Annotated in this window: 20 protein-coding genes and 3 tRNA genes; 6 read left to right on the forward strand and 17 right to left on the reverse strand. The window is 69.1% G+C overall.

The features are described 5' to 3' along the window. Positions 1-9: 9 nt before the first annotated feature. The 3 genes from dmpG to ACFWQC_RS09910 are packed head-to-tail and all read right to left on the reverse strand — an operon-like array spanning position 10 to position 2824. Positions 10-1032: a 4-hydroxy-2-oxovalerate aldolase gene (dmpG, locus tag ACFWQC_RS09900; protein ID WP_378676525.1), complete on the reverse strand. Its 1023-nt coding sequence runs from the start codon at positions 1030-1032 to the stop codon at positions 10-12. Then, positions 1029-2003, reverse strand: coding sequence for an acetaldehyde dehydrogenase (acetylating) (locus ACFWQC_RS09905; RefSeq protein WP_378676766.1), 975 nt, complete (start codon positions 2001-2003; stop codon positions 1029-1031). Before ACFWQC_RS09905 ends, dmpG begins: the two co-directional genes overlap by 4 nt. 5 nt (positions 2004-2008) lie before the next feature. Next, positions 2009-2824 carry a 2-keto-4-pentenoate hydratase gene (locus ACFWQC_RS09910; RefSeq protein WP_378676529.1) on the reverse strand — a complete coding sequence of 272 codons (816 nt, stop codon included), beginning with the start codon at positions 2822-2824 and terminating at the stop codon, positions 2009-2011. 69 nt (positions 2825-2893) lie between these two features. On the opposite strand from ACFWQC_RS09910, the gene ACFWQC_RS09915 reads away from it, so the two are divergent. Continuing rightward, positions 2894-3664: an IclR family transcriptional regulator gene (locus ACFWQC_RS09915; RefSeq protein WP_378676532.1), complete on the forward strand. Its 771-nt coding sequence runs from the start codon at positions 2894-2896 to the stop codon at positions 3662-3664. 6 nt (positions 3665-3670) lie between these two features. Here ACFWQC_RS09915 and ACFWQC_RS09920 read toward each other — a convergent pair whose 3' ends face one another. The 6 genes from ACFWQC_RS09920 to ACFWQC_RS09945 form a co-directional block, all read right to left on the reverse strand. Further along, complete coding sequence (locus tag ACFWQC_RS09920) at positions 3671-3949, reverse strand: hypothetical protein (protein ID WP_378676535.1); 279 nt, start codon at positions 3947-3949, stop codon at positions 3671-3673. Then, positions 3946-4479, reverse strand: coding sequence for a GNAT family N-acetyltransferase (locus ACFWQC_RS09925; protein ID WP_378676537.1), 534 nt, complete (start codon positions 4477-4479; stop codon positions 3946-3948). The genes ACFWQC_RS09920 and ACFWQC_RS09925 overlap by 4 nt, the downstream gene beginning before the upstream one ends. A gap of 60 nt (positions 4480-4539) precedes the next feature. Beyond that, complete coding sequence (locus ACFWQC_RS09930; RefSeq protein ID WP_378676540.1) at positions 4540-5631, reverse strand: PDR/VanB family oxidoreductase; 1092 nt, start codon at positions 5629-5631, stop codon at positions 4540-4542. After that, positions 5628-6554, reverse strand: coding sequence for a metal-dependent hydrolase (locus ACFWQC_RS09935; protein ID WP_378676543.1), 927 nt, complete (start codon positions 6552-6554; stop codon positions 5628-5630). The genes ACFWQC_RS09930 and ACFWQC_RS09935 overlap by 4 nt, the downstream gene beginning before the upstream one ends. Next, positions 6551-7390 (reverse strand): alpha/beta fold hydrolase, encoded by an 840-nt coding sequence (locus ACFWQC_RS09940; RefSeq protein WP_378676546.1) that lies wholly within the window; start codon positions 7388-7390, stop codon positions 6551-6553. The genes ACFWQC_RS09935 and ACFWQC_RS09940 overlap by 4 nt, the downstream gene beginning before the upstream one ends. A gap of 144 nt (positions 7391-7534) precedes the next feature. Further along, entirely contained in the window at positions 7535-8977 is a 1443-nt protein-coding gene (locus ACFWQC_RS09945) for an NAD(P)/FAD-dependent oxidoreductase (RefSeq protein WP_378676549.1), read from the reverse strand. A 310-nt stretch (positions 8978-9287) separates the two neighbouring features. Here ACFWQC_RS09945 and ACFWQC_RS09950 point away from each other — a divergent pair, with 310 nt between their 5' ends. Genes ACFWQC_RS09950 through crcB form a run of 3 tightly spaced genes read left to right on the forward strand, consistent with a single transcriptional unit; the run spans position 9288 to position 11092 of the window. Next, positions 9288-10232: an ATP-binding protein gene (locus ACFWQC_RS09950; RefSeq protein ID WP_378676552.1), complete on the forward strand. Its 945-nt coding sequence runs from the start codon at positions 9288-9290 to the stop codon at positions 10230-10232. Between the two features lie 18 nt (positions 10233-10250). After that, entirely contained in the window at positions 10251-10727 is a 477-nt protein-coding gene (locus ACFWQC_RS09955; protein WP_378676555.1) for a fluoride efflux transporter FluC, read from the forward strand. Beyond that, a complete protein-coding gene (gene crcB / locus ACFWQC_RS09960; RefSeq protein WP_378676558.1) occupies positions 10724-11092 on the forward strand; it encodes a fluoride efflux transporter CrcB in 369 nt (122 codons plus the stop codon). The genes ACFWQC_RS09955 and crcB overlap by 4 nt, the downstream gene beginning before the upstream one ends. Here crcB and ACFWQC_RS09965 read toward each other — a convergent pair. Together ACFWQC_RS09965 and ACFWQC_RS09970 are read right to left on the reverse strand one after the other, a co-directional pair. Further along, positions 11089-11406, reverse strand: coding sequence for a metallopeptidase family protein (locus ACFWQC_RS09965; protein WP_378676561.1), 318 nt, complete (start codon positions 11404-11406; stop codon positions 11089-11091). The genes crcB and ACFWQC_RS09965 overlap by 4 nt on opposite strands. Positions 11407-11470: 64 nt before the next feature. Continuing rightward, the gene (locus tag ACFWQC_RS09970; RefSeq protein WP_378676564.1) at positions 11471-11818 is read right to left on the reverse strand and encodes a WhiB family transcriptional regulator; all 348 of its coding nucleotides are present in this window, start codon (positions 11816-11818) and stop codon (positions 11471-11473) included. Positions 11819-12101: 283 nt separating this feature from the next. Between ACFWQC_RS09970 and ACFWQC_RS09975 the strand changes: the two genes are divergently transcribed. After that, positions 12102-13148: a hypothetical protein gene (locus ACFWQC_RS09975; RefSeq protein WP_378676567.1), complete on the forward strand. Its 1047-nt coding sequence runs from the start codon at positions 12102-12104 to the stop codon at positions 13146-13148. Between the two features lie 212 nt (positions 13149-13360). Here the strand turns inward: ACFWQC_RS09975 and ACFWQC_RS09980 are convergent, their stop codons facing one another. The 6 genes from ACFWQC_RS09980 to ACFWQC_RS10005 all read right to left on the reverse strand — a co-directional run bounded on the left by ACFWQC_RS09980 (position 13361) and on the right by ACFWQC_RS10005 (position 18647). Further along, a complete protein-coding gene (locus tag ACFWQC_RS09980; protein ID WP_355019591.1) occupies positions 13361-14095 on the reverse strand; it encodes a hypothetical protein in 735 nt (244 codons plus the stop codon). A 559-nt stretch (positions 14096-14654) separates the two neighbouring features. Continuing rightward, positions 14655-14728 (reverse strand) — tRNA-Asp (locus tag ACFWQC_RS09985). Between the two features lie 77 nt (positions 14729-14805). Further along, positions 14806-16614, reverse strand: coding sequence for a hypothetical protein (locus ACFWQC_RS09990; protein ID WP_378676571.1), 1809 nt, complete (start codon positions 16612-16614; stop codon positions 14806-14808). Between the two features lie 50 nt (positions 16615-16664). After that, positions 16665-17306, reverse strand: a complete 642-nt coding sequence (locus tag ACFWQC_RS09995) for a response regulator (RefSeq protein ID WP_378676574.1) — start codon at positions 17304-17306, stop codon at positions 16665-16667. Positions 17307-17332: 26 nt separating this feature from the next. Beyond that, positions 17333-18466 (reverse strand): MacS family sensor histidine kinase, encoded by a 1134-nt coding sequence (gene macS / locus ACFWQC_RS10000; protein ID WP_378676577.1) that lies wholly within the window; start codon positions 18464-18466, stop codon positions 17333-17335. 108 nt (positions 18467-18574) lie between these two features. After that, positions 18575-18647 (reverse strand) — tRNA-Glu (locus ACFWQC_RS10005). A gap of 115 nt (positions 18648-18762) precedes the next feature. Between ACFWQC_RS10005 and ACFWQC_RS10010 the strand changes: the two genes are divergently transcribed. Beyond that, a tRNA-Phe gene (locus tag ACFWQC_RS10010) sits at positions 18763-18836 on the forward strand. Positions 18837-18917 lie beyond the last annotated feature (81 nt).

Consider the following 18917-nt stretch of genomic DNA (forward strand, 5'->3'; position numbering starts at 1 on the left):
AGGGTTCCCTCAGCTTGCCGCTTCGCCCTCAGCCAGCTTTGTCAGGCAGATGTCGACGATCATGTCCTCCTGGCCGCCCACCAGACCCCGGCGGCCGCACTCCATGAGGATGTCGCGGGTGTCGACGCCGTAGCGGGCGGAGGCGTTCTCGGCGTGGCGGAGGAAGGAGGAGTAGACGCCGGCGTAGCCCATGGTGAGGGTCTCGCGGTCGACGCGGACGGGGCGGTCCTGGAGCGGACGGACGATGTCGTCGGCGGCGTCCTGGAGCTTGAACAGGTCACAGTTGTGCTTGAAGTCCGACAGGTTGGCGACCGCGATGAACGCCTCGATCGGGCAGTTGCCGGCGCCGGCCCCGTGACCGGCGAGGGAGGCGTCGACGCGATAGACGCCGTTCTCGACAGCGACGACCGAGTTGGCCACGGACAGCGACAGGTTCTCGTGGGCGTGGATGCCGATCTCGGTCTCGTCATCGAGCACGGACCGGTAGGCGCGGACCCGGTCGCGTACGTCGTTCATCGTCAGCCGGCCGCCGGAGTCGGTGACGTAGACGCAGTGGGCGCCGTAGGACTCCATCAGCTTCGCCTGCTCGGCGAGCTGCTCGGGCGGGGCCATGTGCGAGAGCATCAGGAAGCCCGAGACGTCCATCCCCATCTCGCGTGCGGCGGCGATGTGCTGGGCCGACACGTCGGCCTCGGTGCAGTGGGTCGCGACCCGCACCGAGCGAACGCCCAGGTCATAGGCGCGCTCGAGGTCGTGAATCGTGCCGACGCCGGGAAGCAGCAAGGTCGTCAGGCGGGCGTTCTTGATGACCGAGACCGCTGCCTCGATCCACTCCCAGTCGCTGTTGGAGCCGGGGCCGTAGTTGACCGAGCCGCCGGTGAGACCGTCCCCGTGGGCGACCTCGATGGCGTCGACGCCGGCCTCGTCGGCGGCGATGACGATCCGCTTGACGTCCTCGGGCGTGATCCGGTGGCGGACGGCATGCATGCCGTCGCGCAGCGAGACTTCCTGGACGTAGATGGGCGTGCTCATCGCGCGGCCTCCTTGGACGAAGCGATCCTGTCGGCCATCTGCAGCGCGGCCGAGGTCATGATGTCGAGGTTCCCCGCGTACGCAGGGAGGTAGTGCGCGGCGCCCTCGACCTCGAGGAACACCGACACCTGGTGCGTGGGCCGGGCGTCATCCGCCGAGGCCAGCAACGTCTCCACCGGCTGGTCGTCGGGAATCTCCTGCACCTGCACCTTCTGCTTGAGCCGGTAGCCGGGAACGTACGCGGCGACGTCGCCGACCATCTTCTCGACCGACTCGGTGATCTCCGCGGTCAGCTCCTCCAGGGAGCGAGACCCGCCTTCGACCAGCGCATACACGGTGTCGCGCATCATCAGCGGCGGCTCGGCCGGGTTCAGGATGATGATGGCCTTGCCGCGCTTGGCGCCGCCGACCTGCACGATCGCGCCCGAGGTGGTCTCGGTGAACTCGTCGATGTTGGCCCGGGTGCCGGGACCGGCGGAGCTCGACGAGATCGAGGCGACGATCTCGCCGTAGGCGACCGGCACCACCCGCGCGACCGCGGCCACGATCGGGATGGTCGCCTGCCCGCCGCAGGTCACCATGTTCACGTTCGGGGCGTCGATGTGCTCGTCGATGTTGACGGCCGGGATGACGTACGGCCCGATCGCCGCGGGGGTGAGGTCGATCAGCCGCTTCCCGTAGGGCTCCAGGGCTGCCGCGTTGGCGACGTGCGCCTTGGCCGAGGTCGCGTCGAAGACGATCTCGATGTCGTCGAACCCGGGCAGCCCGATCAGCCCCTCGACCCCGTCGGCGGTCGTCGCGAAACCGAACCGCTCCGCCCGGGCGAGCCCGTCGGAGGACGGGTCGATCCCGACCATCGCGCCCATCTCCAGATGCTGCGACGTACGCATCACCTTGATCATCAAGTCGGTGCCGATGTTGCCCGACCCGATGATCGCCACTTTGGTCTTGCCTGTGCTTTCCGCTGGCATGGAGGTCACTTCCCTACGCTGAAGGCCACCGAGCCGAGGCCCGACACGGTGGAACGAACGGTGTTGCCCGGGGCGATCGGCCGCATCGGCCCGAGCGCGCCGGAGAGGATGAGCTGGCCCGCACGCAGCGGCTCACCGAAGTCACGCGCGTAGCGAGCCAGCCACTGGACGGCGTTGACCGGGTCGCCCAGGCACGCCGCCCCGGTCCCGGTCGAGACCTCCTCGTCGTCGATCGACATCGACATGGTGACCTCGCGAGGCTCGAACTCGTCCAGCCGCCGGCGCTCGGTCCCGAGTACGTACGCGCCCGCGGAGGCGTTGTCCGCGACGGTGTCGCCGAAGGCGATCTTCCAGTCGGCGATCCGACTGCCGCAGATCTCGATCGCGGCGACGGCGTAGTCGATGGCCTCCCTGACCTGGTCGTAGGAGAGATCACCGTCGGCCAGGTCGGCGGCGAGCACGAAGGCGATCTCCGCCTCGGCCCGCGGCTGCAGGATCGCATCGGCGGGGAGCGCTCCCCCGTCCATGTACGCCATGTCGTCGAAGAGCACACCGAAGTCGGGGGTGTCCACGCCGATCTGCTCCTGCACGGCCTTCGACGTGAGCCCGATCTTGCGGCCCACGATGGTGGCTCCGCCGGCGACCCGGGCGGCGGTGAGCCGCTCCTGGATCGCGTACGCCGTCGCCAGATCGGTCGCCGCCAGCAGGTCCCGCATCGGAGGAACGGGGGTGCCGGTGGCGGCGGCGGTCAGCAGCCGGTCTGCGGCGGCCGCGACGGCAGCGTCGCCGGCGACGTCGGGCTGGGAGGTCACTTCGCTCATGTACCCACGGTCTCAGCGGTTGGGCCTGATCAGGGGCACAGTCGTCCCGCTGACCGGTACGGTGATCCCATGCCTCACCAATCTGCCGATCTCGACACCGTGCTCGGCAAGGCGGTGACCATCCTGCGGGCCTTCACGGTCGACGACCAGGTGCTCTCGCTGGCCGAGCTCGTACGCCGCACCGGACTCCCCAAGGCGACCGCCCACCGCGTCGCCGGTGACCTGGTCAGCAACCGCCTCCTGGACCGCACCAACCTCGGCTACCGCCTCTCCGGCGGCCTCTTCGAGCTCGGCATGCGGGCCTCGGTCGAACGCTCGCTCCTGGAGCTGGCGATGCCGTTCCTCCAGGACCTCTACGAGCGCACCCACGAGACCGTCCACCTGGGCGTACGCGAGGGCCACGACGTCGTCTACGTCGCCAAGATCGGCGGCCACCGCCAGGCGAAGTCACCCTCCCGCCCGGGCGGCCGGATGCCGGTCCACTGCACCGCGATCGGCAAGGTCCTGCTCGCCTACGCCGACCCCGAGGCGCAGCAGGAGATCCTCAGCGGCCCCCTCGAGCGGCGTACGCCTCACACGATCGTGGCACCCGGCCTGCTGGAGCGACAGCTCGCCGCCGTGCTCGATAACGGCGTCGCCTTCGAGCGCGAGGAGTCGGCCGCAGGCCTGCAGTGCATCGCGGCCCCGGTCCTCGCCGAGGGCGGCGACAAGGCGCTCGCCGCGATCAGCGTCACCGGCCCGGTGGGCCGCTTCCGCCCCGAGGCCCACGTGACGATCGTCCGGGCCGCGGCCCAGGGCCTCTCCAGCCTGGCGAGCCGCCGCCGCTCCCTGTCCAGCTGACGCGGGTCAGTCCGTGCGTGCCGGCGGCAGGTCGGCCAACCTCGCGTCCGGATGCGCTCGAACGGCGTCGAGGAGCTCCAGCCAGCCGCGGCCGACCTCGTCGAGCCTGTCCTCGGAGACGAGCCGGAAGGCAGCAGCCCGCAGCACCTCGACACCCACCTCGGGCGTACCTCCGGTGGTGCGCAGCGCCGTCAGCACCTCCTCGACCTGCTCGGCGGGCGCGGCGGGGTCACCGGCCAGCGCCCACTCCACCTCCCCCTCGGTGGCGACGTCATTCTCCGTCACAGCTTGATCCAGTAGCGCCGGGTGAGGCCGTAGCCGTACGCAGCCGCGTCGATGACGTCCTGGAGCTCGCCGCCCTGGGACTCGATGGTGCGCGCCGAGGCACCGTTGTCCTCGTCGCAGGTGATCAGGACGCGCTCGAGGCCCAGGGCCCGGGCCTCGTCGAGCACCAGACCCAGCGCTCGCCGGGCATGCCCCTGGCGACGTGACGAGGGCCGCACCGAGTAGCCGATGTGCCCACCCACGTTCTCCAGGAACTCGTTGAGCTCGTGCCGGAGCTGGATGAACCCGACGACCTGGCCGTCGTCGGTGATCCAGAAGGACGAGGCGTGCACCCGCCCGGCGGGCGGCGGGATCGTGAGGTTCCGGTCCCGCGCGGTCTTCGTGACCAGCCGCTCGCACGCCTCACGGCTCACGTCGGCGGCCAACTCGTCGGCGATGGCGGCGCCGTCGACATGAGCCCCGCCGAACTCGGCGACGGACGCCGCCCAGGAGTCGTAGAGATCGAGCGTGGGAAGGGCAAGTGCTGTCATGCCGCAAGCAGACCAGCACACGGCCCGCCGGAACAAACCGATATCGCGGAACGACGGGTGTCAGCCGTCGATCACGACCGTCCCCTTCGCACGCGAGACGCACAGGATCATGTGGCCGTCGCGCTCGTAGTCGGCCAGCGCATGGTCGCGGTGCTCGACCTCTCCCTCCAGCACCCTGACCCGGCAGGTGCCGCAGAACCCCTGCTGACAGGAGTACGCCTGGGCCGGTCGCACCCGGCGGACGGCGGCCAGCGCCGACTCCTCGGCGCCCACCTCCACCTCGATGTCGGAGTCCTCGAGGCGCACCCGGAACGGGCGGCCGCCGAGCACCGGCGGCGGCGAGAACCGCTCGTAGTGCAGCGTGTCGATCTGCGGGTCGGGGATCTGCGCGCGGATCGCGTCGATCATCGGCATCGGCCCGCAGCAGTAGAGCGCAGCACCCTCCGGTGCCAGCGAGATGATCTTGGCCACATCAGGACTCCGCCCCGTCCCTGGGGCCATCTCGTCGTCGGGCCACAGCTGGATCTCGTGGTCGCCGACGATCTCCCGGATCTCCGCGAGAAACGGCATCGTCTCGCGCGAGCGGCCGGTGTAGACGAACTCGTACGGCACACCCCGGCGCACCACGTCGCGCAGCATCGGCAGGATCGGGGTGATCCCGATGCCGCCGGCGACGAAGAGGTAGCCGGCTGGCGAGTCGACGAACGGGAACGCGTTGCGCGGTCCCTTCAGGACCAGCCGGTCGCCGACGGAGAGGAAGTGCGCCTCGACGGAGCCACCGCCTCCGCCCGCGGTCGGCTCGATCCGGCGCACGCTGATCCGATAGGCGGAGAGGTCGTCGGGGTCGGAGTTGAGCGAGTACTGCCGCAGCCGGCCGCTGGGCAGCACCACGTCGACGTGCGCCCCCGGGTCCCAGGCCGGCAGCTCGCTGCCGTTCTCACGCTCGAACCAGATCGCCTTGACGTCGAGGCCCTCCTCGTCGATCCGGCTGACGCGTACGTGCAGGTCGCGGTCGATCCTGCCGAGCGGCGTGCGCCGCCGCCAGGATCGGTAGGCGGCCTTGGTCCAGTAGCTCCCGACGATCGCCTCGAAGCCTCGGTAGAGCCGTGAGTCGGGGATGTCCGGGACGGCGTAGTGCGCCGGCTTGCTCACTTACCCTCCACGTTGTGCGTCTCCGCGATGGCGTCGGCGCGCAGCGCCGCCGGAGACTTGGCCAGGTAGCTCACCGCCTGGGCGGTCGACCCCTCCTTGGACGGGTCGTAGTCGGGCAGGAAGAACTTCCAGGTCGCCCACCCGATGCGTACGACGCCCGGCACCAGCCCACGACGCTCGGCGTCGATCAGCTGGAACAGCCCTGCCTTCGGCCGCTTCGCCGGATCAGGCTCGGTGGGGTCGTTCTTCATCAGGTAGCCGGCGCCGCGCCACCACAGGACGAGCAGGGCGGTGCCGCCGAGCAGGTACGAGCGGACCCGGCGGACGTAGCGCCCGTCGACATGCTGGAAGACGTCGTAGGCCACGTTGCGGTGCTCGACCTCCTCGGCGCCGTGCCAGCGCAACAGATCGAGCATCGTCTCGTCGGCACCCTTCTCATCGAGCGCGGGCGAGTTGAGGACCCAGTTGCCGAGCACGGCGGTGAGGTGCTCGAGGCCGGCGATGATCGCGGCGCGCTCGATCAGCCACTCCTCCTTGGCCCGGCCGGTCAGGTCGCGGTCGCCGAGGATCTTGCGGAACAGGGCCTCGATCTCGGCCACGAACGGACGTACGTCGAGACCGTTGTCGGTGAAGTAGTCCTGCACCTCCTGGTGGGCGGCGGCATGCACGCCCTCCTGGCCGATGAAGCCGATCACGTCCTCGCGCAGCTGGTCGTCCTCGATCAACGGCAGGATCTCGGAGAACACCTTGACGAACCACCGCTCCCCCTCGGGCAGCAGCAGGTGCAGCACGTTGACGTAGTGGGAGGCGAAGACCTCGCCCGGGATCCACACCAGCGGCAGCTTGCTCCAGTCGAACTTCACGTTCCGCGGGTGGAGGGCCACCTTGGCCGGCTCGTGCCCGCGCTTGCTCTCCTTGCTCATCGCACACCCTCCTTCTCGATGAAGGCCGCGATCTCGCCCGCGACCAGCTCCGGATCCGCGGCCACCACCCAGTGGCCGCCGTCGATGACCTGGGTGACCAGGGACGTCGCGTACGCCCGGGGCGCCTCGGTCTGCAGCGGCACGGTCACGTAGGCGTCGTCACGCGGGGCGATCACCAGCACCGGCACGTCCGTCGACCGCGCCGACGGACGGAGCAGCTTGGCGAGGAAGTTGGCCCGGTAGAGCTCGACCCCGTTGACCTGGTCCTTGGTCGGCCGCTCCTCGCCACCGACGAACTTCGCGAGCAGCCCCGAGCGCACCATCGCCTCGGGCAGCAGCGGCAGCTGGAAGGCGAAGACGTACCAGGAGTGGGCCAGCTGCCGCAGCGAGCTCCCCAGGTGGGTCCGCTCGCGCAGCCAGGTGGTCGCCATCCCGAGGTCGGGCCCCGAGATCGAGACGTACGTCGCGATCCGGCTGCTCAGCGCCGGGTCGGTCACCGACTCCCAGGTCTGGATCGAGCCCCAGTCGTGCGCCGCGACGTGCACCGGCGCGTCGGGCGAGACCGCGTCGATGACCGCCTTGAAGTCCGCAGAGAGCTGCGCCAGGCGGTAGCCGGCGGTCGAGTCCGGAACCCCCGACTCCCCCGTGCCGCGTACGTCATAGGCGACGACGTGGAAGCGCTCGGCAAGCACCTTCGCGACCCCCTCCCAGACGGAGTGGTTGTCGGGGTAGCCGTGGACGAGCACCACGGTCTCGGCGTCGGCCGGTCCCTGCTCGTAGACAGCGAGTGTCAGCCCGTCGGTGGTCTCGACCAGTCGTTTGGTCACCTCGGTCACGCGTCCTCCTCCGTCGCAGGCATCTCATCAGCAGTTTAATGAGACACCGTGTCCGCGAACAATAGCAAGCACGGATCCTGGATGGCGGAAATGGACCGACCCGCCGCAGACCATGGTCTGCGGCGGGTCGTTGAAATGCGGTGGCTACGAGGCGCTGTGGGAGTCGGCCAGGCGCGACTCCTCGGCGGCTTGTTCCTCGAGCTCCTTGCGGCGGCGTTCGACCTGCAGAGCGACCTCGGCAGGGTCGTCGATGAGAGCGGCCATGCCGCCTGGGACACGTTCGAGCGCCTCCCGGGCGAAGATCTGCTGCATGGTGGTGGTGCGCTCGGAGCGGTCCCTGCCGATGAACGACATCATCCAGTGCAGCGTCGCGGTGAGCCGGTTGCGGAACCCGGTCATGTAGGCCAGGTGGACGACCAGCCAGCCGAACCAGGCGAGAATGCCGGTCAGCTTGAAGTTGCCCATCATCAGGACCGCGTTGAAGCGGGAGATGGTGGCCATCGAGCCCTTGTCGAAGTACTTGAAGTTGCCGGGCTCCGGCTTGTTCTTCAGACGGGCCTTGATCGTCTTGGCCGAGTGCTTGCCGCCCTGGATCGCGACCTGCGCGACACCGGGAAGGTGGTCGAGGCTGATCATGTCGCCGACCACGAAGATCTCGGGGTGACCCGGCAGGGTCAGGTCGGGGTTGACGGCGATCCGACCTGCGCGGTCGAGCTCGGCACCGGTCTGCTTCGAGAGCGTCTTGCCCAGCTCAGAGGCCTGGACGCCGGCGGCCCAGATCTTCGCGATCGAGCCGATCCGCTCGCTCCTGCCGTCCTTGAACTTCATCTCGATGCCGAACTCGTCGACGTGAGTGACCATCGCGCCGAGGACGACCTCGACACCGGCCTTCTCCAGCGCCTGCTCCGCCTTGGCACCGAGCTTCTCCCCGAACGGCGGCAGCACCTGCGGGGCCGCGTCGACGAGCACGACTCGCGCTTTCTCCGAGGAGATGTAGGTGAAGTCGTCTTTCAGCACCCGGTTGGACAGCTCAGCGATCTGGCCGGCCATCTCCACACCGGTCGGGCCCGCACCCACGACGACAAAGGTGAGCAGGTCGCCGATCGGCTCGCCGCGCGAGGCGGTCAGCTCGGCGATCTCGAAGGCGCCGAAGATGCGGCCACGCAGCTCGAGCGCGTCGTCGATCGACTTCATGCCCGGGGCGAACTCGGCGAAGTGGTCGTTGCCGAAGTAGGACTGGCCGGCGCCGGCGGCGACGATCAGCGAGTCGTACTCGACGGTGATCTCCTGGTTGAGCACATGCGCCGCGACCTTCTTGGCCTCGGTGTCGATCTCGGTCACCTCGCCGAGCAGCACCGTGGCGTTCTTCTGCCGGTGCAGGATGTCTCGGGTCGGCGGAGCGATCTCGCCCTGCGAGAGGATCCCGGTCGCCACCTGGTAGAGCAGCGGCTGGAACAGGTGATGGGTCGTCTTCGCGATCAAGGTCACCTCGACGTCGTCGCGGCCCTTGAACGCCTTCGCGGAGAAAAGACCCCCGAAGCCGGAGCCGATGATGACGACCCGCTGCTTTGCCTGGTCCGCTGACATTGACTAATCCCCTACCTCAAACGAGACCTTTTGAACGTTCCACCTCATATTCTCAACCATTGCGGCGGATCTGTTCATTCCCGGGCGCGACTACTTCGTCACAGTTGCCGGGCAGCCGCAGAGTATGAGTTTCCACAGCGTGTCCCTAACCGAGTCGGAACCCCTTGACTTTAATCTGTGAGGGCGACCGGGACCTTGTGCCCTAGTGGTCAATGGCCCGGATCAGACACCTTCAAGTGCGGAAAATTCTTGCAACGAACAGCACACAACGAGATCGTGTGTATCCCGACCCGCGAGATCGGAGGAGAACATGCCGTTGAGCCGGCCAGCTCTCCTGCTCCGCACCGGTTCCCGCGCCGTCCAGGACTCCCGCATCTGGGTCCGAGCGGCCTGCGAGGAGATCGAGCGCACCGACCTCATCGAGTGCGCTGAGTTCGGCGTCTCCGAGCTCGTCTCCAACGCGCTCTTCCACGGCACCGCCCCTGTCACGATCCGGATGCGCGGCACCGTCGACCACCCCCGCGTCGAGATCCGTGACGGCTCGACCGAGCCGCCCCTGCTGCCGGTCCCGCTCGCCCTCGACGACGAGGACGAGGTCCTGCTGACGGTCGGTCGCGGCCTCTCGATCGTGGCCAGCGTCTCGGAAGCCTGGGGCGCAGACATCGACGCGTCCGGCAAGATCGTCTGGTTCACCCCCGCGGCCGAGATCGACGAGGGAGACGGCGTCGAGGGCGTGATCACCGGACCTCCCGGCGCTCCCCCGAAGCCCGAGCGCCTCGGCACCGAGGCGGTCGAGGTCAGCATCCTCGGCGTACCTCTCGCCCTCTACAAGGGCTTCCAGCATCACTTCCGGGAGCTGCGGCGCGAAGTACGCCTCCTCTCCCTCGCCCACGCCCACGACTACCCGCTCGCCGCAAGCCTCTCGGCCCTGTTCGGCTCGCTGGAGCGTCAGCTCCTCGACGGCCTCGGCCACGGCCAGCTCTCCGGGGTGATCGGGTCGAGCTCGGGCCGCGACCGGGAGACTGCGGACCTGCACGTACGCATGCCGCGGTCCGCGGCCGAGACGATGCGCCGGTTCCTCGACATGCTCGACCTCATCGACGAGTTCTGCCGCCAGGAGCGGCTGCTCGTCCTGGCCCGCTCGCCCGAACAGGTCACCTTCCAGCGCTGGTTCCTCGGCGAATACCTCACTCAGGCCGCCGGCGGCCGCCCCACCCGGTGGAGCGCGGCCCAGATGACCGGTCCGATCCGCTAGAACCCGTACGCTGTCCGCGTGCTGCGTGAGCATGGCGACCTGCTCGCCCCTATCGCTGCTGGCGGAGCGCTCGGATCGTTGGCCCGCTGGGGCCTTACGACGGTCCTCCCCCACGGCGGCGACTCCTGGCCATGGGCGACCTTCCTCACCAACGTCTCCGGCTGCCTGCTGCTGGGCGTGCTGATGGCGTTCGTCCTGGGGCCGTGGTCTCACACCCGCTACCTGCGCCCGTTCCTCGGGGTCGGCGTGCTCGGTGGCTACACCACCTTCTCGACCTACGAGCTGGAGACGTACGTCCTGGCTGGGCACGCGCCCGGCATCGCGATGCTCTACCTGCTCGTCTCGGTGGTCTCCGGTATCGCTGCCGCCTGGCTCGGGCTGACGCTCGGCCGGGTGATCGTGCTCGGGAGCGGTCGCGAGGTGGTGGTCGACGGCATCGACCCCGATCTCGATCCCGACCCTGCGCCGGATCCGGGCCGAGGAGACGACCGATGACCGCTCTCCTGGTCCTGCTCGGCGGCGCGATCGGCGCTCCGGCGCGCTACCTGACCGACCTCTACCTCCGGGAGTGGACCGGGGCGGACTTCCCGTGGGGGACGATGGCGGTCAACGCCGTCGGCTCGCTCGTGCTCGGCCTGCTGGCCGGGGCGGCCGCGAGCGGCGTACTCCCCGGGTGGGTGCTCACCCTGGCCGGCACCGGCTTCTGCGGGGCCCTGACGACGTTCTCGACCTTCTCCTACGAGACCGTCCGCCTGGCCGAGAACGGCCAGTGGCGGTCGGCCGCGCTGAACGTCCTCGGCTCCCTCGCCGTCGGGACCGCCGCGGTCAGCCTCGGCTGGCTGATCGGATCGAACCTCTAAGCCCAGCCGAGCTGGTGGAGCTTCTCGTCGTCGATGCCGAAGTGGTGGGCGATCTCGTGGACGACGGTGATGCGGATCTCGGCGGCCAGGTCGATCTCGTCCACGCACATCTGCTGGAGAGGCTGGCGGAATATGAAGATCCGGTCCGGCAGCGTGAGGCCGTAGATGTCGTTGCGGTCGGTCAGCGCCACGCCGTCGTAGAGACCGAGGGTGTCTTGGGGCTCGCCCTCGGGCGGCCACTCCTCGACGAGCACGACGAGGTTGTGCACCTGAGCGGCGAGCTCATCCGGAATGGCGTCGAGCGACTGTTCCACTAGTTCGTCGAAGCGCTCTGGGCTTATCTCAATCCCCACAGAGGACATTCTGCCGGGTGACAGGCTACGCCGCTCCCACCGACGAACTTTTCCGCAGATTTGCGCGAGCCTGGCGCTCCAGGTCCCGCTGGTGGAGCTCTCCGGTGCGCGGGCGGCCGCGGGTGCGCTTGCGAGCGACGACGATTCCCTCGTAGAACACCTCGCCACCCCACACCCCGTGCGGCTCCTGCCGGGCGATCGCACCCTGCAGGCAGGAGCGCTGCAGCGGACACGTGCGACACAGCTCCTTGGCGCGGTCCGCGTCCACGCTGGTCGCGGCGAACCACAGATCGCCGTCCTCGATCGCGCACGGCAGCTCGCTCCAGTGCACGCCGGTCGTCTCTCTTGCCGCCGCCACAGGCGAACCAGTCATCACAAGCCCCATCCCCTCGCTGATCCCCGTCGTCAGGGATACCCACTGCAGAGGGTGGTCGGATGGCCTGTCAGTTTTCTGTCAATAGGCAGGTGCTTGGACCGGTCGCGCAGAGTTGAGATGTCATCTACATCAGGGGATTCCACAACATCGCGACCCTGCTGGTACAAACTGTCCACACTAGAGGGAGGAAGGGCTAGGGTTTGCGAACATGCGCTCAATGAAAAGGGCCTCGGCGTCCATCACCGTGGGCCACCGACCGGTGGAGGATTTCCACCGACGGATGGCGCATGATCCCAACAGCCGGGCCATCGCCTCGGAGACCCGCGACTGGCTTCTGGTGAAGTCCTTGCTGCAGCCCGGTGAGGTCCAGTGGGCCCGGGTCGCGGTCAAGTTTCCCCACGAGGGGAACGCCTCGGGCCACGCCTTCCTGACCGACCGCCGGGTGATGTTCGAGTTCCACGAGCGCGTCTTCTCCGTCAACCTGGCCGTCCTCACCTTCATCGGCGTTCCTCCCCCGCCCAGCCTGGGCGACTTCATCATCGAGGCGCTGGTCCCCGGATCGTCCTACTCCACGACGATGAAGATCCGGGACAAGGACGCCTTCCACGACTTCTTCCCGACCCTCGACTACGCCGCCCGAGCCGCCGGCGCGCAGGTGAACGTCGACGCCAGCTGGGGCGGTGAATACGGCGCCCCGAACCCCTACGGTGCGCCCGCCCCGAACAACTACGGCGTCGCTCCAGCCCCGGGGTCCTACCCGCCGCCGGGCTCCGCCTACCCGAACACGGGCTCCTACTACCCCAACCAGGGCCCGTACGGCACCAACACCGGCGCCTACGGCCAGGCGCCGAACACCGGCGCCCAGCGCACCGTGGGCAGCGCCTACGCCGGTCAGGCGGGAGCCCAGCAGCGCGCCCGCGAGGAGGCCGCGCTGATCGAGGCCAACCTCGCCCACGCGCTGCCCGCCTTCCTGCACGAGGGTGAGTCGATCCTCGCCGGGGCCGACATGCTCCAGAACATGACCGACGTCGAGATGAAGGTGATGGCCACCGAGTCACGCCTGATCGTCGTCGAGGGCAACATCTTGTGGGCCGCCCCGCTGGAGCACACCCACGTCATCTACGCCGGTGGCGAGCGCAGCCATCTGCGCCTGCTGGCCGACCGGGTCACCGAGACCATGGCGCTGACCCCGGGACCGCCGACGGCCAACCCGTCAGACCGGCGCCGCCTCGTGCTTCGTACGCTGCGCGATGCCGCTGCCGGCGAGCAGCTGCACAACCACCTGACCACCAACGGTGGCCGGGTCTTCGACGCCTGGCCGGAGTAGGTCAGCAGCGGCGAACGAGATCCGCTTCTACATACGACAGAGCCCCAGCCACGTGGCTGGGGCTCTGTCTTTGCTGCTGTCGAAATCTCGACACGCGGGTCGCGGCTTCGCAAGCCCTTCGACAAGCTCAGGAGGGCCCTCAGCCGCGCCGCTGCTCGATCTGCCGCTCCCGCGCCGACTCCACTCCTTCGTCGTGGAGTCGGCTGGTCGCGTCAGTCCTGCGGGTTGAAGAACAGACCGAGCGCGACCGCCCAGACGAGGTGCCACAGGTAGACACCCAGGACGGTGCCCCACCCGAGGTTGATCGAGAAGAAGCCCGGGTCGATGCCGATGACATCCTCCGGGTGCAGGGCCGGGATCCACCAACCGCAGGAAGCGGTGGCGAGGAACATACCCATGCCGAGCGAGCGCGCGAGGTTGCTCGAGGTGGTGTGGGTCTTGCCGAGCCACGGGAAGATGACCAGAGCGTAGGCGAGCGCGAAGACCATGCCGTTGAAGTAGTGGAAGCCCATACCGGCGAACCACTGCGAGACGGCGAAGCCGGCCTCGTTGGCGGTGGCGTTCGGGGTCAGGATGACGCCGTTGAAGAACGCGAAGTCCAGCGGGCCCTCCATGATGCCGAGGCCGTAGATCCAGTAGCCGAACATCGTGGCGAGCTGGGTGGCACCGAAGCCGGCAACGAGCGCGCCGATGAGGCGGTTGTTGTTGACGAACTGCGGCCAGTGCGTTCCGGTGGTCTGCGCCATCACAGCCGGCTGCTGGATCGCCGGCTCCTGATACTGCGGCTGGGCCTGGGACTGCTGCGGACGCTGGTCCCAACCAAGGGCGGGGGGCTGCTGCTGCGCGGGGGCGGCCGGGGTGCGGTAGGCACCGTTCGTCTGCATCCGCGACGCAAGCTCGTCCGCACTCGCCGCATGGGGCGGCCGATGCGGGTAGTACGACGACATGGTGGTGTTGCCTCCTGAATACCGAACGTCTTAGTCGTTCCCCCGTGCCCTGCCGAATTGCGACGTCGACACAAGCGGCAGAATCCTCTCACGAGAGGACAGCAGCCCGCACGTTACCGCCAAATCGGCTTATATCCCACAGGGACGAACGGCCCGAACCGGGGGTGAGATCGAGGATCTCCGGCCCGAGACTCCTGCCGAAGCAGGACGACCACCCTCCCACGCTCGCCGTCTCCCGCGCTCGCCACACCCCGGCGTGTCCTGCCCTCCCGGAACAACACCCGACCCACAAGTCACACCAACGGAAACAAGACCCTCCAGCCACACCAAACAGGGGCAAACGGCGAGGCCGGCGAGCGCGCCAAGAACCGTGTTGGTCTCGACACGCCTCCGCCTAGCGGCTCCGGCGGCTCGACCAGCGTGCGAAAGCGAAACACCTGACCCCGATGGGGCTAAGGGGTGCGGGGGATATCCCCCGCCGCGGCCGGAGGCCGCCATGTAAATAACGAAGAGGACGTGGTCGCATTTCTGCGACACACGCCCTCTCTGATTCGTTCCGCGACCCTGACGAGACTTGAACTCGCGACCTCCGCCGTGACAGGGCGGCGCGCTAACCAACTGCGCTACAGGGCCTTGTTTGTTTCCGCTGTGTGCGGCAACGGGAAAAACATAGCCCATGGGTGCGGGGGATTCACAATCGGGGAGGGGTCCTACTCCTCGAAGGGCTCTTCCCCCTTCGGCTCCTCGTCGGTGAGGCCCTCGACGAGCCGGTTCTTGACCATGTAGGCCATGGCCCGTTCGGCCGCACGGGCCTTGCGTCGGAGGGCCTCGACACCGGGAGCCTTCTCGTCGCTGTAGGCCGCGAGCCGGGCGACCTCGCGCCCGGTCTGACGCTGGATCTCGGACATCGCGAGCCAGACGCCGAGGTCCTGCTCGAGGCCTTCGCGGGAGCGCAGGATCGCGGCGGTGAGGAGCTGGATGACGGTGACCTCGACGTCCTCGGCGGTGGACGAGCTGGAGACGAGGGTGGCGGCGATCGTGCCGGCGCCGGTGGTGGTGATCGCACCGGCGGTGACGAGTCCGCCGACCATCCCGCCGGGGCCGAAGGCGGAGAGGGCGCCGATGATCGCCGCTCCCCCGGCCAGCCCGGCGGGGGCGGCCAGGGCGAGCCCGATCGGACCTGCGACCAGCACGGCGGCGCCGATCCCGATGCCGACCCACAGCTTCCACTGGTCGACCGGGTAGACGGCCTTCGAGGCGGACTGCATGGCGATGTGCAGGTTCTCGCCGAGCCCGCCCCCGAGCCCCATCCAGACCGTCAGGTCGTGGAATGCCTGGCGGCGTACGTCGTCGGGGACGTCGATCTCATAGGGCCGCACCGGGTTGGCGGTCGCCAGCGCCACCAGGGCGAGGACGGCCTCCTCCTTGGAGAGCTGGGTCAGCGGCTTGGGCCGGGGCAGGTCCCGGTCGCTGGGACCCTCCGGAATCAGCCCTGTCGGTGAGACGCGCAGGTCGAGGAGCTGCTGAGGGATGCGTACGCCGTCGGTCCGGTAGTTCTCGATCAACCGTTCCAGCACCTCGTGCTGGACGACACGCAGAGCGGCGCCGAAGCGCTCCTGGGTGGCGCCCTTGAGGTGATCGCGCAGGAACTGGGCGTAGGCGAGCCACAGGGCCAGGCGGACCTCGAGCGAGTTCAGGGCGACGTCGGGGGTCCCCTCGACGATCGCGAGCTCCTTGGCGAGGGAGCCGAACAGGCCGCGCCCGATCGCGGTGGCGACCGGCTTGGAACGGAGGTAAGTGGTGGTGCGGTGGTCGAGGCCGAGCCCGACCTGGAGGTCGAGCGCCCACGGGAAGTGGCGCCAGATGCCGCGCAGGCCGGTCACCGCGTCGCCGTTGCTCCAGACGTTGACCCACCAACCGACGTGGTCGACCGGCGACTTCATCTCGAGGCGGTCGGAGTCCTCGTGGAGGTTCGGGTGGGCGGCCGGGCTGCCGATCGTCACCAGTCCGGTGACCGTCAGCTTCGGCGGGAGCCGGCGCAGCAGGTCGATCGCGATGATCGAGCCCAGACTGTGGCCGACGATGACGATCTCGCCCTCCTCGGGGAGCTCGTCGAGGACCATCCGCAGCGTACGTGCCCGGATGCCGGGCTTGGTCACGTAGTTGTGGGCCTGGCGGAGCACGCGCAGCACGATCGGTGCCAGCGAGTCGGTGACGCCGACCGGCGAGGCGGGCACGGGTTCGCCGAGGATCGACTCGAGCTCGGCGGTCGCGCGCTCCACCCGGCGGCGTACGTCCCGCTGGTCGGCGGCACTCAGCCTCGGCGTGGTGACCGGCGGGATCTTGATGGTCTTGTCGCCGTCAACGGTGCGGAGCACGTCGGGATACTTCGGCGCGATCACCTCGACCTCGTCGAGCCCCGGGTAGCCGGCATCCTGCAGCGCGTTGTCCAGCGCGCGGCGCCAGGCGTCGCGGGGGTCGCCGTTGCCGACGCCGTGAAGGTAGAGAAGCGAGACCACCTCTCGATTCTCTCCCATGCCGGGTGCAGCTCCGACTATTGGAGGAGGGGTCAGTCGGAGTCCAGGCCCTGCTCGATGGCGTAGCGGGTGAGCTCGACGCGGTTGTGCATCTGGAGCTTGCGCAGGGTGTTCTGTACGTGGTTCTGCACCGTGCGATGGGAGAGCACGAGGCGGTCGGCGATCTGGCGGTAGCTCAAGCCCTTGGCGACGAGCTTGAGGATCTCGGTCTCGCGGTCGGTGAGCATGGGCTTGTCACCGCGCACCTCGGTGGCGGCGCTGTGCTGGAACTCGCCCAGGACCAGGCCGGCGAGGCCGGGGGTGAAGACCGGGTCGCCGGCGGCGACGCGGCGTACGGCCTCCAGGAGCTCGTCGCGGGAGGCGGACTTGACCAGGTAACCGGTCGCGCCGGCCTTGACCGCGGCGAGCACGTCGTTCTGCTCGCCGGAGGCGGACAGGATGAGGACCTTCGCCATCGGGTGCAGCGCGACGATCTCGGTGGTGACCTGGACACCGTCGGGCTCGGGGATGTGCAGGTCGAGCACCACCACCTCCGGCCGGGTCGCGGCGAACCGCGTGATCGCCTCACGACCGGTGCTGGCGGTGGCCACCACCTCGAAGCCCGCGCCGATCAGGTCGCGCTCGACCGCGTCGCGCCACATCGGGTGGTCGTCGACGACCATCACTCTGCTCATGCCGCTAGTCGCTCGCTGTCGCTCGCTCATGCTTGCACTCCTGTTCGGGGGACCATGAACTCCCACTCGGTCCCGGTTGCTCCGGTGATCAGCTCTGCCTTGCCGCCGAGGTCCTCGATCCGGCCACGGATCGACTCGCTGATGCCGAGCCTGCCCTGCGCCCCGGCCTCGACGACCCGGCCGTCCGCGATGCCCGGCCCGTCGTCACGGACCGAGACCTCGACATGGTCGGGGAAGGCCTGCAGGAGCACCCAGGCACGGGCGTCCTCACCGACGTGGCGACGTACGTTGTCGAGCGCCGCGCGGGTCGCTGCGACGATCTCCTCGGCCGGGCGTGCGGGCATCTCGACGGCGGTCGCGGGGCCGGCCACGGTCACGGTGCCGGTCTCGAGCTCGGCGAGAGCGGCGGCGAGGTCGACCATCCCGATGGCCGGGCCCCGGCCGGGCTGTTCGCCGCGGATCAGCGCTCGCAGCTCTCGCTCCTGCTCCCCCGCCAGCCTGCCCAGCTCGGCGGCGTCACCACCCAGCTCGCCGCCGCGGCGCTGGACCAGGGCCAGGACCTGGAGCACCCCGTCGTGGACGGCCCGGGCGAGCCGAGATCGCTCCTCCGCCCGCGCGGCCGCTCGCTGCGCCTCGTCCCGCTCCAGCGCCATCCGCTGCACCGACTCGCACATGTAGCCGACCACCGGGCCCCCGATGACCAGCAGGAACGCGTTCCCGTAGATCGACTGGTCGATCTCCTGCCGCAGCACCAGGTCGACGCTCGCCAGCGCCATCCCGGCCAGCAGCCCGCCGATCCAGCGGTAGTGGATCGCGCACGCGAGCAGCGCGCCGCTCACCCAGAACCCCGGCACGCTCGCCTGGAACCCCGGCCCCTTCACCAGCGGGCTCACGAGCAGGAGCCCGAGCGCGATCGCCAGGTCCGCGCCGACGAGCACCGCCGTGCGGCGGGCGGGTGCTGCGTACGCCCAGAGGGCGAAGGCGGTCCAGCCCACCATGATCAGCGCGCAGATCAGCGCGGCCGCGGGCGGGTCGAAGTTGGCGGCACGGTAGATGGTCAGCGCGATCGCGTTGATGAGCACGACCACGCGCAACACCGCCAGCGCCCGGAAGAGCCGGCTCTCGACCTCGATCGCCGCTGGCGACGTCCACGCACTCACAGTCGGAAGTGTTGCATCCGCGTGACCCGGTGCGTCCCGGATATGAGTATCCGTGCGGATGCCGGCCGGGCCGTCGCGCCGCGAGACTCGAGACATGGAAAGACTGTGTACCCCCTACCGGATTCGAACCGGCGCTACCGCCGTGAAAGGGCGGGGTCCTGGGCCGCTAGACGAAGGGGGCCTGCGGGCACATCCTAGAGGTCTGCGTCCGAGGCCGCCAAAGCGAGGCCGTACGTCCGGTTTCGGGTGCCGATTCGGAACGTCGCGGGAGCTTCCGGTAATGTTTCATCTCGCTTGGGCAGGTAGCTCAGTTGGTACGAGCGATCGCCTGAAAAGTGATAGGTCGGCGGTTCGACCCCGCCCCTGCCCACAAGCAACAACCGGCTTCGACCAGCAGTTATGGGTCGAAGCCGGTTGTCATTTCGGGTCTCCATCTCGGGGCCCTGCGTTT

It is taken from the genome of Nocardioides sp. NPDC058538 (assembly GCF_042719275.1).
Classification (GTDB): Bacteria; Actinomycetota; Actinomycetes; order Propionibacteriales; family Nocardioidaceae; genus Nocardioides.